Source organism: Halomonas sp. 3F2F, from assembly GCF_014897805.1.
Lineage (GTDB): Bacteria > Pseudomonadota > Gammaproteobacteria > Pseudomonadales > Halomonadaceae > Vreelandella.
This window is the reverse complement of sequence record NZ_JABUZE010000079.1, coordinates 1-12,955: the sequence shown is the minus strand read 5'-3', so window position 1 is coordinate 12,955 and position 12,955 is coordinate 1. Positions and strand designations below refer to the sequence as shown.

The 12,955-nt window shown below is 55.0% G+C and carries 13 protein-coding genes; 9 read left to right on the top strand and 4 right to left on the bottom strand.

The window, feature by feature from the left end; genetic code table 11:
- Positions 1 to 6 precede the first annotated feature (6 nt).
- Both ubiH and INT21_RS09555 read left to right on the top strand, forming a co-directional pair.
- Positions 7 to 1,245 (top strand): 2-octaprenyl-6-methoxyphenyl hydroxylase, encoded by a 1,239-nt coding sequence (gene ubiH / locus INT21_RS09560; RefSeq protein ID WP_193059897.1) that lies wholly within the window; start codon positions 7 to 9, stop codon positions 1,243 to 1,245.
- A 25-nt stretch (positions 1,246 to 1,270) separates the two neighbouring features.
- Positions 1,271 to 2,527 carry a UbiH/UbiF/VisC/COQ6 family ubiquinone biosynthesis hydroxylase gene (locus INT21_RS09555; protein ID WP_193059896.1) on the top strand — a complete coding sequence of 419 codons (1,257 nt, stop codon included), beginning with the start codon at positions 1,271 to 1,273 and terminating at the stop codon, positions 2,525 to 2,527.
- Here the strand turns inward: INT21_RS09555 and INT21_RS09550 are convergent.
- The 3 genes from INT21_RS09550 to gpmI all read right to left on the bottom strand — a co-directional run bounded on the left by INT21_RS09550 (position 2,524) and on the right by gpmI (position 6,617).
- Positions 2,524 to 3,825, bottom strand: coding sequence for a S41 family peptidase (locus tag INT21_RS09550; protein WP_193059895.1), 1,302 nt, complete (start codon positions 3,823 to 3,825; stop codon positions 2,524 to 2,526). The two genes, INT21_RS09555 and INT21_RS09550, sit on opposite strands and share 4 nt — an antisense overlap.
- An 87-nt stretch (positions 3,826 to 3,912) precedes the next feature.
- Positions 3,913 to 5,049 carry a murein hydrolase activator EnvC family protein gene (locus INT21_RS09545; protein ID WP_089040965.1) on the bottom strand — a complete coding sequence of 379 codons (1,137 nt, stop codon included), beginning with the start codon at positions 5,047 to 5,049 and terminating at the stop codon, positions 3,913 to 3,915.
- A 5-nt stretch (positions 5,050 to 5,054) separates the two neighbouring features.
- Positions 5,055 to 6,617: a 2,3-bisphosphoglycerate-independent phosphoglycerate mutase gene (gpmI, locus tag INT21_RS09540; RefSeq protein ID WP_193059894.1), complete on the bottom strand. Its 1,563-nt coding sequence runs from the start codon at positions 6,615 to 6,617 to the stop codon at positions 5,055 to 5,057.
- Positions 6,618 to 6,868: 251 nt separating this feature from the next.
- Between gpmI and INT21_RS09535 the strand changes: the two genes are divergently transcribed.
- The 7 genes from INT21_RS09535 (at position 6,869) to ruvX (ending at position 11,723) form a co-directional block, all read left to right on the top strand.
- Complete coding sequence (locus tag INT21_RS09535; protein ID WP_030071716.1) at positions 6,869 to 7,291, top strand: rhodanese-like domain-containing protein; 423 nt, start codon at positions 6,869 to 6,871, stop codon at positions 7,289 to 7,291.
- Positions 7,292 to 7,361: 70 nt separating this feature from the next.
- On the top strand, positions 7,362 to 7,871 hold the full coding sequence (gene secB, locus INT21_RS09530; RefSeq protein WP_009102012.1) for a protein-export chaperone SecB: 510 nt from the start codon (positions 7,362 to 7,364) through the stop codon (positions 7,869 to 7,871).
- Between the two features lie 36 nt (positions 7,872 to 7,907).
- Positions 7,908 to 8,627, top strand: a complete 720-nt coding sequence (locus INT21_RS09525) for a 16S rRNA (uracil(1498)-N(3))-methyltransferase (RefSeq protein ID WP_193059917.1) — start codon at positions 7,908 to 7,910, stop codon at positions 8,625 to 8,627.
- Between the two features lie 259 nt (positions 8,628 to 8,886).
- Complete coding sequence (locus tag INT21_RS09520; RefSeq protein ID WP_193059893.1) at positions 8,887 to 9,591, top strand: CvfB family protein; 705 nt, start codon at positions 8,887 to 8,889, stop codon at positions 9,589 to 9,591.
- A gap of 76 nt (positions 9,592 to 9,667) precedes the next feature.
- On the top strand, positions 9,668 to 10,624 hold the full coding sequence (gene gshB / locus INT21_RS09515) for a glutathione synthase (RefSeq protein ID WP_089040094.1): 957 nt from the start codon (positions 9,668 to 9,670) through the stop codon (positions 10,622 to 10,624).
- 73 nt (positions 10,625 to 10,697) lie between these two features.
- Entirely contained in the window at positions 10,698 to 11,255 is a 558-nt protein-coding gene (locus INT21_RS09510; RefSeq protein ID WP_038480025.1) for a YqgE/AlgH family protein, read from the top strand.
- A gap of 12 nt (positions 11,256 to 11,267) precedes the next feature.
- Positions 11,268 to 11,723, top strand: coding sequence for a Holliday junction resolvase RuvX (gene ruvX / locus INT21_RS09505; RefSeq protein ID WP_038480028.1), 456 nt, complete (start codon positions 11,268 to 11,270; stop codon positions 11,721 to 11,723).
- Positions 11,724 to 11,738: 15 nt separating this feature from the next.
- On the opposite strand, the gene pyrB is transcribed toward ruvX, so the two are convergent.
- On the bottom strand, positions 11,739 to 12,764 hold the full coding sequence (gene pyrB, locus INT21_RS09500) for an aspartate carbamoyltransferase (protein ID WP_083000221.1): 1,026 nt from the start codon (positions 12,762 to 12,764) through the stop codon (positions 11,739 to 11,741).
- Positions 12,765 to 12,955 lie beyond the last annotated feature (191 nt).

Here is a 12,955-nt window from a genome sequence, read left to right as displayed (position 1 = left end):
ATGACAATGCATGGGACTCAGCAGGTAAGACAGCAGCAAGCAGCTACGCTCACCCACGATATCGTTATTGTGGGAGGCGGGCTGGTCGGTGCCAGCTTAGGCTGCGCGTTGGCGCCGTTGATTGAGCGCTACGGCTGGCGTGTGGCAATTGTTGAAGCGGCTGCCTTACCTGAAAACGCTGAGAAGTCAGCGTGGCAGCCAAGCTTTGATGCTAGGGCCAGTGCTATTGCTGAAGGCTCTGCCCAACGCTTTCGCCAACTGGGTGTTTGGGAGGCGATGCGCAGTGAAGCTACCCCGATCAAGCGCATTCATATCAGCGAGCGCGGTCGTTTAGGTGCCACTAGGCTTAGCGCTCAGGAGCTGGGAGTGTCGGCATTGGGGCATGTCATTCCTAATGCTTGGATGGGGCGTGTGCTGCATCACCATCTTCAGCAACTGCCGATTGAGTGGCACTGCCCTGCAACGGTGGCGCAACTAATGCCACAAGCTAACGGCCACCGCCTGGTGCTTTCCGATGGCAGTGAACTAACGGCAGCGCTGACTATTCTCGCCGATGGCGGGCGATCTGGACTGAAAGAGCAGTTGGGCATCAGTAGTCGCCACCGCTCTTACGAGCAAACAGCCGTCATTGCCCATGTCGGTATTAGCCAGCCCCACGAGGGGGTTGCCTATGAGCGCTTTACAGCAGAGGGGCCGATCGCACTGCTACCATTGCCTGGCCAAGCGATGGAGCTGGTCTGGACGCATGCCAGCGGCACAGAGCAGGCGCGACTAGCGCTCTCCGATTCGGCGTTTTTACGCCAGCTACAAGCTGCCTTTGGTGATCGAGTCGGGCGTTTTACTCGGGTGGGGCAGCGTTTCAGCTACCCACTTTCGCTGATTACCGCGGAAGAGCCCGTTCGACCTGGGTTGGCGGTGTTGGGAAATGCTGCCCATGCGCTTCACCCGGTAGCGGGTCAGGGGTTTAACTTGGCACTGCGCTCAGTGATGGATCTGGTCGAAGCACTAGCGCAGGGCGCTCAGAACCAGCGTGCTCTTGGTGATATGGACATGTTACTCGCCTTTGAGCAGCGTCGTGCGCAAGACCGAGCCAATGTCATTCGGTTTAGCGATGGGTTAGTGCGTCTATTTGGCTATTCGCTGCCCCTACTGCCGCATGCCCGAGCCGCTGGCCTGGTGGGGCTCAATTTAGTGGGCCCGCTTCGCCGCAGCTTGGCACGCAGAGCAATGGGTCTAGAGCGCTGATGCAACAAGTAGCTAAGGGAACGTTATGAAAACGCAAACAGCGGCAATAGATGTGCCGGTTGAACGTTTTGACGCGGTGATCGTAGGTGCCGGAATGGTCGGCACGGCACTAGCAGGGCTGCTGGCTAACGCTGGGATGCAAGTGGCGTTGGTTGAAACCAAAGCAGCACCACTGCGCTTAGATGCTTTTGGTGGCCATCCGCCTGCCCCCAGGGTGAGTGCTTTGACGCCGGTTTCACAGCGGCTGCTCTCGCATTTGAAGGCATGGCCCGCGATGGCTGCTACTAGGGTAACGCCTTACCGTTATATGCAGGTGTGGGATGCAGAAGGCAGCGGTAGCATCCATTTTTCCGCCGATGAAGCAGGTGCGCCCGTACTTGGACATATTGTTGAAAACGATGTGACATTGGCCGCGTTAAATGAGCAGGTGCTAGCGCTGCCTTCCGTTAGCACTTTCTTTGGAGTGGGCGTGGAGGCTTTGCAAACCTCTGATAGCGGGCGCTGGCTAGTGCTGGATGACGGCCGACAATTGCATACGCCATTATTAATTGCTGCCGACGGTGCACGCTCCACCATGCGTGAATTGGCAGGGATATCAGTGGCCGAAGAGTCTATGCAGCAAGAGGCCGTCGTTACCACCGTAAGGTGTGAAAAGTCCCATGGCGACACGGCTCGTCAGGCTTTTATCGCTGGCCATCCACTGGCTTTTTTGCCGTTAACGGTGGGCGGTGATGACCGCTACTGTTCGATTGTCTGGTCGACCACGCCTGAGCATGCACATCAACTTACATCGCTCTCTAGCGAGGCGTTGGGGCAGGCGCTAAGTGAAGCCTTTGACTACCGTTTAGGTCAGGTGAGTGCCGTCGATACGGCCTATCGGTTTCCGCTGATTCAGCGCCACGCCGCTCACTACGTGCAGCCTAATTTTGCCTTGGTGGGCGATGCTGCCCATAGCATTCACCCGCTAGCGGGGCAGGGCGTTAACCTAGGATTTATGGATGCGGCAGTGCTGGCTGAGGAAGTGATTAATGCATGGCAGCGAGGAGCCCCCTGGGGGGCGTTGACCACGCTGAGTCGCTACGAGCGGCGTAGGCGCTTCGATAACAGCGCCATGCTGGGGCTGATGAAAGGGTTTAAAGTGCTTTTCGGTAGCCAAGTGCCTGCATTGACGCTGGCGCGCAATATGGGGATGAGTGGTATGAATCAGTTGGTGCCGATAAAACGACTGGTGATGCGGCAGGCAATCGGAGAGCGAGGACGCCTGCCGCAATCGTGTCGTTAACGGCGCCGACGATCCACCACGTTCAATGCTTTGAGTAAGTTCAGCGCTTCACTGAGCTGATAGTCCTCGCGCAGGCGCTGAGACATTTCAGTCCGCTCCCGGGGCATTGCGTCTTGGCCGCTTAGATGACCATCAAGATCAGCTTCGCGGATTTGACGTTGCCCCTCAGCCACTTCCAGCCGGCCGCGTACCACTTCCACGTCAGGCTCGATACCTTGTGCTTGGATTGAGCGCCCATTGGGGGTGTAGTAAAGCGCGGTTGTCAGCTTAAGACCTTCGCCATTGCCAAGCGGCATGATCTGCTGCACGGAGCCTTTACCAAAGCTTTCGGTGCCCATTATCACCCCGCGGCGCTGGTCTTGAAGCGCCCCTGCGACAATTTCAGCAGCCGAGGCGCTACCACTGTTTATCAGTACAACGAGCGGCACATCACCAGCGGGTGTCTCTGGCGATGCCGAAAACGACATTTCGGTGTCAGAAAGACGCCCTTCGGTGTACACAATTAGTCCTTCATCCAGGAACAGGTCGGCAACGCCAACGGCGGCCTGCAAAACGCCACCTGGGTTATTGCGTAAATCGAGAATGAGTCCCTCAAGTGGCTGCTCTCGGGCCATGCGCTCTAACGACCTACGTGCCTGCTCTGGGGTGCGCGACTGAAACTGGCTAATTCGCAAGTAGCCATAGCCTGGCTCCAGCACTTCATGCTTAACGCTTTCATTGCGAATTACTTCGCGCGTTAGTGTGAACTCACGCGGAGACTCTTCACCCGCCCGCAAGACGGAAATACGCAGTTGGCTACCCGGTTCGCCACGCATCAGGTTAACCGCCTCTTGAAGCGATAAGCTGTCGGTTGGCGTTCCATCGATAGCCACAATCACATCGCGGGATAACAGGCCCGCTCGTGAAGCTGGTGTGTCATCGATGGGGGTAATAACTATTAGCTGCCCGTTTTCTGTGCCTACTTCAATGCCAATACCGCCAAACTCACCTTGGGTGGATTCGCGCAGGCTTCGGTACTCTTCTTCGTCTAAATAGGCTGAATGGGGATCTAGCTCGCTGAGCATGCCTCGCATGGCATTACGCAATAACGTGCGGTCGTCAACCTCTTCGACATAGCCGCGTTTAATGCGCTCAAACACCTCAGCAAAGGTCTGGATCTCTTCAAGCGGTAGGTCATCAGCAACGCTATTTGCAGACTGAGCCATTAAGGGGAAAGGAGCAGTCAGCAGTACAAGCGGGAGCAGGGTAGCCAAAAAGCGCTTGGCAGGGGCCGATACCTTGGTAACAGATAGCGTCATGCGGACTCCGCTAGGCGAAAGGCAGCGCCAGAAGGCGCTGCATAAGTTGAGACATGATTGTTAATTCATAGGAGTCAGCTTATCCCGTCAGCGGCGTGCAATCCAACGTTGTGGATTAATTGGTTCACCGCTACGCCGCACTTCGAAGTAAAGCGCGGGGTTGGTCTGCCCGCCGCTGTTGCCGACACGTCCAATTTCAGTGCCACGGCTTACTTGTTGGCCGGGCCGTGCACTAAATTGTTGCAAGTGAGCATAGAGCGTCATGATCTGATCACCGTGATCAATAATCAGCAGGTTGCCAAAGCCACGCATCCAGTCGGCGAATACCACGCGGCCCGTATGAACGGCTGTTACTGCACTGCCCGAATCTGCTCGAATCACGATACCGTTATAGTGCACGCCGTCTCTACGCTGAAAGGTTGCCGTAATGGCTCCTTGAACGGGCCAGGGTAAATCGCCCCGCGTGCGGGTGATGTGTGTGGTCGGTGTTGGCTCGGCTAAACGAGCCAGCTCCGCTTGTATCGCCCTTAGCTGCTGTTCGGCCTGCTCACGGCTTTGGTTTAGATCGGCTAAGCGATCCTCTTCGCTGCCATAGCGGTCATCCAGGGTCGCTACGACGCCACGCCGCTCCTCGGTTCGCTGAGCGAGTATAGCGCTTTGCTCTTCTAGCTCGTCGGCTAATGCATCAAGGCGCGTTTGACGCTCGCTGAGCGCTTGCTCGGTATCTGCCAGTGCGTTGTCGAGGCGGCTTATATCCGTAAGGCGTTGCTGACGCGCCTGAGTCAGGCGATTTAGATACGCCTGCATTCGGTCTAGCTCGGCTGGATCGCTTTGATTTAGGAGCAGTTTCAACTGGGGTGTTGGCCCCAGTCGATAAAGGGCTGCCAGCTGTTGGCTCAGCGCAGCGTATTGCGCTTCACGCTCACCTTCCAAGCGCTCTCGGTGCTGGCGAAGTTGGGTCGTTTCGTCGGCCAGTTGACGGCGCTCAGCCTGAAGTTGATCCAGGCGCTGGTGAGTCTCAGCGAGCTCCGTTTCCACATGGCGCAGCTCACGCTCGGCGCTATCCCGCGCTTGCCCGGTCGCACTGAGGCGCTGGGCAGCCGCTTCGATCTCCTGGCCAATCGCATCCAACTGCTGGCGCGCGGCATTTTCATTTGGCTGGGCTAAACTTGCTGGCGCATAACCTAACGCCAGCATGAGCGCGACTGCTAACGTCCATCGCATCAGCATCAATCAAAATGAATCAGTGGGTTACCTGTCATTGCTTCGGGCTGTGCCTGGTTCATCATGGTTAACAACGTCGGCGCTAAATCGCACAGTCGTCCATCTTCCAGCCGCCCATTCTGCTCTCCCACGTAAATCAACGGCACCGTAAAGGTGGTGTGAGCTGTTTGCGGCGCGCCTGTTTCCGGATGCACCATCTGTTCGGCATTGCCATGGTCAGCTGTGATCAGGCAAGCACCACCGGCACGTCCAATAGCCTCTACTACCCGGCCAACGCAAGTATCAACGGTTTCAATCGCTTTTACCGCGGCGTTGAAGTCACCGGTATGGCCAACCATGTCGCCATTGGCATAATTGCACACTATTAAGTCAAAGCGACCGCTGTCGATAGCGTCCACCAGCTTATCGGTGATCTCAAAGGCGCTCATCTCGGGTTTTTCGTCGTAGGTTTTAACGTCACGGGGGGAGGGCACTAAAATGCGCTCTTCGCCTTCGTACTCGGCTTCATTACCGCCGGAGAAGAAAAAGGTGACGTGGGGATACTTTTCTGTTTCTGCAATACGTAGCTGAGTTAGGCCGCGTTTAGCAACCACTTCCCCCAGGGTATCGGTGAGATCAGAAGGGGGAAAGGCCGCTGGTGCTGGAATGTTGGCGGCGTACTGGGTCATCGTGACTAAACCGTCGCCAGCCAGTGTAGGACGTACACGCCGCTCAAAGCCGTTAAACTCAGCTTCAGTGATCGCGCGCGTTAATTCGCGGGCGCGGTCGGAGCGGAAATTAAGGAAAATAGCTGCATCGCCGTCTTGGAGGGTAATGGCGGTGCCATTCAGCGGGATACTGCTAGAAGCGACAAATTCGTCGGTTTCGCCGCGCTGGTAAGCGTCGCGCAGGGCGGTTTCAGCACTGGAAGCAATAAAGTCAGCGTGGCCATCGGTCAGCAAGCGGTAGGCTTGCTCAACCCGCTCCCAGCGGTTATCACGGTCCATTGCATAAAAGCGGCCAATGACCGAGGCAACAAAGCCATTGTCGGCACCTACTAACTCTGCCAAACGTGCATTAGCACGCTCGATCGAGCGGAGCGCACTTTGCGGCGGCATATCGCGTCCGTCTAAAAACGCATGGATAAAAATGCGCTGCGCGCCGCGTCGGGCAGCAAGCTCAGCCATGGCAATAAAGTGGTCTTCGTGGCTATGCACGCCGCCGGGAGAAAGCAGCCCAAGTAAGTGAACGGCGCGGCCATTGGCAACGGCCTCGTCGATGGACTTGGTCAGCACCTCGTTGGTGTCTAGATCGCCGTCTTCAATTGCTTTGGTAATGCGGGTGAAGTCCTGGTACACAACACGCCCGGCACCAATATTCATATGGCCTACTTCAGAATTGCCCATCTGCCCGTCAGGCAGGCCCACATGGCGACCATCGGTGTGCACATAGGCGTGCGGGCGGTTGGCCCACAGTTTGTCCATGTTGGGCGTATTAGCTGCGGCCACTGCGTTGTGGGCGCTATCGGGATTGTGGCCGTAGCCATCTAAGATGATTAGCGCCACGGGGCGCGGTGCAGTTGTAGCCATGAAAACCTCTTTATGTTGGTCAGCCAAGCGATATGAGGTGCTGTTTGAAACGTTGGTGAAGGCTGCTCAAACAGTTTTCAGACAACACCTTATAATCAGGGTCGCGACAGGCGCGCGCATGGGGCATCATAACGCAGGCAGCCGTTGGGCGTCATGGCCTGCGCGGTATGCCGTGTGACGTGTATACTTGTTGCGTTTCTGGAGGCGGCTAGGCCGCTTTTTTCTGCATAGACCAAGAGATTGTGTTCACGATGATCGATCAGCTGTTCGAATTCGTAATGAACCACCCCCTACTTGTCGGGGCGTTTTTGCTGGTATTAATAGCATGGGTGGCGTACGAAGCGCGCAGCGCCGCCACGCATGCTGTGACCTCTACCCAGGCGACTCAGCTTATTAACCGTGAAGATGCGGTGGTGCTGGATATCCGTGAAAGCAAAGACTTTAAAGCAGGACATATTGCAGGTGCACGCAATATTCCTCAAAGCAGCCTCGACAGCCGCATGAATGAACTGGAGAAAGTGAAAAGCCAGCCGATCATCGTGGTATGTAAGCATGGCCAAAGCTCTGGTGCTGCCCAGGCAAAACTTGCTAAGGCAGGTTTTGAACGTGTCAATAAGTTAAGAGGTGGCATGGTGCAGTGGCAGGCCGATGGTCTTCCGGTGGTAAAAAAGTAATTAAGTAGCAAGTATTTAACCGTGCGCTGTCGCGCAATTTTTTAGCAGATGAACAATTAGGAGTATCCCAATGGCGGAAGATAACAACACCCCGCAGGCAGGCGCCGCAGAAGGCGAAAAGCCTCAGCTGAAGTTCTCTTTACAGCGTATCTATGTGAAAGATATTTCCTTTGAAGCGCCGAACTCACCTTCCGTATTCAAGCAGGCATTTAAGCCTAAGGTGAATCTGGATCTGAACACCACTAGCCAGAAAATAGCCGACGACCAGTACGAAGTGGTTGTAAAGGTGACTGCCCAGGTTAACGATAGCGAAACCGGCACTACGTCGTTCCTTGCAGAAGTAGAGCAAGCTGGCCTGTTCCGTATTTCTGGAATTGAAGGGGCACAGCTGGAACAAACTCTGGGTGCGTTCTGCCCCAACTTGCTGTTCCCTTATGCTCGTGAATGCGTTGACAACCTGGTCAATCGTGGTGGTTTCCCGCCGCTAATGCTGGCGCCGGTGAATTTTGAAGCTATGTACGCTCAGCGCAAACAGCGTGAAGCGCAGCAGGCTCAGCAAGCAGCCGAGAATACTCACTAAGTGCATGCTGCTGACTGGGTTGCCTTACACGGCAAAATGCCTCGCCTTTATGTGCCCGCTGAGTTTGCAGTGGGCACAACCATCACTCTGCCTGACGGCCCGGCGCGGCATGTGACACGGGTGCTGCGGCTGGGCGAAAGTGCAGCGCTGATGCTGTTTGATGGCAATGGCCAAGAGGCTGGCGTGCGCTTAGCCGATGTTGGTCGCAAGCAAACGACAGTGATCATCGAGGCTGTCTGGCCGGGTAGTGGCGAATCGCCGTTAGCGGTGCACCTTGGCCAAGCGATCTCGAAAGGCGACCGGATGGATTATGCCATTCAAAAAGCCGTTGAGCTGGGCGTTGCAGCGATTACCCCGCTCTACACTGAGCGGGGTGATGTACGTCTCAAGGGTGACCGTGAAGAGAAAAAACTGGCTCACTGGCAGGCGGTTGCGGCTAGCGCTTGTGAACAGAGTGGGCGAGCGGTTGTCCCCCCCATCTATCCACCAAAAGCGCTGGATGATTGGCTGGCCGAGCGGCAAGAGCCGTTACGCTTGATGCTTCACCTAGCGACAGGCAATGTATTTTCGCAACAGCCATGCCCCGCTGCAGTAGCGCTCTTAATCGGCCCAGAGGGTGGCTTAAGTGATGCGGATATTAATGTGGCCACTGTGGGTGGCTTTACACCGCTGACGCTCGGTCCAAGAGTATTGCGTACTGAAACGGCACCTGTTGTTGCGCTAACGCTGCTACAGCACCACTTCGGTGATGTGTAAGTACTCACTTTTCAGCACTCGCTTCTCTGTACTCACTTGTAAGAGCTCATGTTTAAATATTTATTCTTAAGAGCCTATTCTTAAGAAATATTTTGGGGCTTATTTTTTAGCGGTATGCATAAGTGAGTGCTTACTAGCTGGCTGCTGCCCTGTTGAGTAGTGGCGGTCGCTATTTATGCGCTGTCGAATACCGGCTGCGCTTTGCCTTGCGTGCGCAAGGCACCATAATGAAGGTCTACTTTCTGTAAGGACGGTACCTATGGTCCGTGAGTCTCACTCTTCTCCCCGTTCCGCAAGCGACGCCGCTGTTCAGCTGGGTGACGTAGCCTATTTGACCGTGACGGCGGTCAATAGCACAGGGGCGTTTCTGCAATGGGGACAGCCCAAAGATGTACTGCTGCCTTATAGCGAGCAGCGCTTTCGCCCCGATCCCGGTAAGCGGGTACTGGTAATGCTGTATAGCGATGACCAAGGGCGGCCTGTGGCTACCATGCGCCTGGATCGTTTTTTGACAGACGATGCTTGGGCGCTGGAAAAAGGTGATGAAGTGGCTGTGGTGGTAGCTGACCGTACTGACCTTGGGATGAAGGTAGTGGTTAACCACCGTTATTGGGGATTAATCTATCAAGATGATATTACCCAGCCGCTGCGCCGCGGGCAGTCGCTGAAAGGCTATGTAAAGCAACGCCGCGAAGATGGTCGTGTCGATATTTGCCTGCTCCCCCCGGGTGTGGCTCGCTTAGATGTAGTGGGTGATAAAGTATTGCAGGCGCTACGTGAAAGTGGTGGTTATCTAGCGTTGGGTGATAAAAGCTCCGCGCATGATATTAAGACGCGATTAGGTGTTAGCAAGAGTGCTTACAAGCAGGCCATTGGGCGACTTTATAAGCAGCAGTTAATTACCCTAGAGCCTGGTGCTATCCGGCTTGTACCGGGGGCGTTAACGGGCGGGCAAGACGAGTAGTCTCTAGCGACGGTTGGAGCTGTGCAGGCAGTGCGGCATACTGCTTACCTTTTGTTCATGTATGGATGTTACCCCGATGAGCCAATCAACGTTGCATCTCGGTGTGGTGATGGATCCCATCAGCGACATCGCTTACAAGAAAGATACCACCATGGCCATGCTGTGGGCGGCGCAAGAGCGCGGCTACACACTGCATTATATGGAGCAAGAAGATCTTTTCTTGAACGCAGGACAGGCTTATGCACGTATGCGCCCATTAACGGTGCATCGCGATCCTAACCATTGGTACGACCTCGGTGAAGCGGCTCAGCGCCCACTGGTGGAGTTGGATATTGTGCTAATGCGCAAAGACCCGCCTGTCGATGCCGACTTTATCAATGCGGTCCATCTGCTGGGGTTTGCCGAGCGGGAAGGCGTTCTGGTAGTTAATCCAACCGCTGCGTTGTTGCAGTGTAATGAAAAATTATTTGCCCAGCAGTTTCCCCAGTGCTGTGCGCCCACCATTGTCGCCAGTCGTGATGACGTCCTGCGTGCTTTCCACGCGGAGCATGGTGATGTGATTTTCAAACCCCTTGATGGCATGGGCGGTACAGGGATTTTTCATATCGGCCCTGATGGCCGCAACATTGGCGCGGTTATTGAGCAATTAACCCTGCGTGGCCAGCGGCAAATTATGGCGCAACGCTACCTAGCCGAAATCAAAGATGGCGACACGCGCATCTTATTGGTTGACGGTGAACCCGTGCCCTATGGGCTGGCGCGTATTCCCTCGGCGGGTGAAACTCGGGGTAACCTCGCCGCTGGCGGGCGCGGTGTCAGCCGTGAGTTGACTGAGCGTGACCACTGGTTGATTCAGCAGGTGCAGCCCATGATTCGTGAAAAAGGGCTGATGTTTGTTGGTTTAGATGTGATTGGTGATTACATCACTGAAATTAACGTCACCAGTCCTACCTGTGTACGTGAAATTGATGATCAGCGCGGCACGGACATTGCCGGAATGCTGCTGGATGCTATTGAACGTCGTCTTAACTAACCGATGCCGTTGAACGTTCTATTCGCCTAATAACGCGAGGCTCGCTGAGTATTCAGCGAGCCGTAGGAGACGCATGCAAAGCTTTAAGCATCATTTTTTGATGGCTATGCCTCACTTGGATGACCCTAATTTTGCCGGTAGCCTGATCTACCTTTGCGACCATGATCACAATGGTTGCATGGGGGTCATCGCCAATCGTCCACTTGAAATTACCCTCGATGCCCTCTTTGAGCAGCTGTCGCTGGGAGGCGATGATAGCCCGCACCGTAATGCACCGGTCTATTATGGCGGCCCTATGCATAAGGATCGTGGCTTCATTTTGCATATCGGTGATAGCCAGGAGTGGGACTCCAGTGTCCAGGTAGAAGACGGTATTGCGCTGACCACCTCGATGGATATTCTTCAGGCGCTTGCCGACGATACCGGCCCCGAAGATTTTCTGGTGTGCCTAGGCTGCGCGGGTTGGGACGTTGGGCAATTAGAAGACGAGCTAAAAGAGAATGCGTGGCTGACGGTCGAAGGCCAAGGCAGCGTACTGTTTAACACCCCTCCCGCTGAGCGTCTAACCGCTGCCGCTGGCATACTGGGCGTTGATCTAAACCTGATGACCCGCGACGCGGGCCATGCATGATGGTTGAGTTTTATGGCTGATCGTGGGCAACGGCTAATACTCGCATTTGATTTTGGTACTCGGCGTATTGGTGTCGCGGTAGGCAATGAGTTGCTTAATAGCGCACGCGAGCTAACGCCGCTAACCGCTCGAGACGGCATTCCTGACTGGAATGTTGTTACACGGTTAGTAGAGGAGTGGCAGCCTGACTTGTTTGTAGTTGGCTTGCCGCTGAACATGGATGGGACTGAGTCTGCGATGAGCGCGCGGTCACGCAAGTTCGGTAATCGCCTGCACGGGCGCTATGGCAAGCCCTGTGAAATGGTTGACGAGCGTGGCTCTACTCGCGAAGCGAAGCAGATCGCTCATGCGGCAGGCCATCGTGGTAACTATCGAGAAGAAAGTGTCGATGGCATCGCTGCTGTGCTTATTCTAGAAGGTTGGTTTGCCCACCAAGAAGGACTTCCTGGTGGGCGGATCGCTCATTAAACCTGATGTAATGACTTAACGGTCTAGAGTGCCGGTTTGAGATGGCACAAACCAGCGCACGGGTCTCAGGTCTTTCTCAATCAGCTCATCTACCTTTAATAGCGTGGCAAAAATGGCCATCCGCATGGGGATCCCGTTGTCAGTTTGGCGGAAAATCGCCAAACGCGGGTCTCCGTTAAGATTCACGTTTAGGTCATTGGCGCCAGGGCGGCTATCTCGGGGTAGTGGGTGCATGACAATCGTACTTTGGCTGCAGCGCTGATCCAGAAAGTCGCGATTAACCATAAAGTCATCGGAAAGCCCCTGAAAGCTCTCGTTCATTTCATCGGTAAAACGCTCTTTCTGGATGCGTGTGGTGTAAACCACGTCCAGATCTGAGAAGTCACTGGCCAGTGAGTCACGTTGTTCGACGCGGTGCCCGCGAGACGTCACAAGGTCAATCAGCGCAGTCGGCATTTCCAGGCCCGGTGGCGATACCAGGGTAATGCGCAGCGGATCATAGAGAGACAGTAGCTTGATCAGCGAATGCACGGTGCGGCCATATTTCAAATCACCGGTCAGCAGAATATGTGCGCCGCTGAGTGATTTACCTAATCGCTGAAACTCTTTATCAATCGTATAAAGATCAAGCAGCGCTTGGCTTGGGTGCTCACCTGGGCCATCCCCTCCGTTAATTACCGGCACATTGGTGGCGGCGGCGAACTCTGCTACCGATCCTTGATCAGGATGGCGCATTACAATCGCATCGCAATAGCCACTCATCACTCGGCTAGTATCGTAAAGCGATTCACCCTTGGCCATAGAAGAGAAAGTAAAACCGGTGGTGTCACACACACTTCCCCCCAGACGGCAAAACGCAGCATTAAAGCTCACGCGTGTGCGTGTACTCGCTTCAAAGAACAAATTACCAAGCACAGCACCTTCCAGCACCCGAGTAACGTGGCGACGGCTGGCAATAGGTTCCATACGCGCTGCAACGCGTAGCAGGTGGTCAACGCTTTCGCGCTGTAATGAATCGACAGTTAATAGATGCTGGCTCATCACGGACCTCAGAATGGGGGTGGGCGTTGGGGGCTATAAAGCTGGTATAAGTGTAACCGCCAATGGAGTGCCGTCGAAGCGCTTTCAATTAGCAAACGGCCTGCCTTAAAACTTTTTCGCACTTATCTATAAATAGCCCTTGCCAAAACGGCAGCGAATCCGTAAAGTACGCATCCGCTGCCGGGGACGCA

Coding starts and splice junctions, on each gene's coding strand:
- ubiH (WP_193059897.1), top strand. CDS start 7: ATGCATGGGACTCAGCAGGTAAGACAGCAGCAAGCAGCTACGCTCACC.
- INT21_RS09555 (WP_193059896.1), top strand. CDS start 1,271: ATGAAAACGCAAACAGCGGCAATAGATGTGCCGGTTGAACGTTTTGAC.
- INT21_RS09550 (WP_193059895.1), bottom strand. CDS start 3,825: ATGACGCTATCTGTTACCAAGGTATCGGCCCCTGCCAAGCGCTTTTTG.
- INT21_RS09545 (WP_089040965.1), bottom strand. CDS start 5,049: ATGCGATGGACGTTAGCAGTCGCGCTCATGCTGGCGTTAGGTTATGCG.
- gpmI (WP_193059894.1), bottom strand. CDS start 6,617: ATGGCTACAACTGCACCGCGCCCCGTGGCGCTAATCATCTTAGATGGC.
- INT21_RS09535 (WP_030071716.1), top strand. CDS start 6,869: ATGATCGATCAGCTGTTCGAATTCGTAATGAACCACCCCCTACTTGTC.
- secB (WP_009102012.1), top strand. CDS start 7,362: ATGGCGGAAGATAACAACACCCCGCAGGCAGGCGCCGCAGAAGGCGAA.
- INT21_RS09525 (WP_193059917.1), top strand. CDS start 7,908: ATGCCTCGCCTTTATGTGCCCGCTGAGTTTGCAGTGGGCACAACCATC.
- INT21_RS09520 (WP_193059893.1), top strand. CDS start 8,887: ATGGTCCGTGAGTCTCACTCTTCTCCCCGTTCCGCAAGCGACGCCGCT.
- gshB (WP_089040094.1), top strand. CDS start 9,668: ATGAGCCAATCAACGTTGCATCTCGGTGTGGTGATGGATCCCATCAGC.
- INT21_RS09510 (WP_038480025.1), top strand. CDS start 10,698: ATGCAAAGCTTTAAGCATCATTTTTTGATGGCTATGCCTCACTTGGAT.
- ruvX (WP_038480028.1), top strand. CDS start 11,268: ATGGCTGATCGTGGGCAACGGCTAATACTCGCATTTGATTTTGGTACT.
- pyrB (WP_083000221.1), bottom strand. CDS start 12,764: ATGAGCCAGCATCTATTAACTGTCGATTCATTACAGCGCGAAAGCGTT.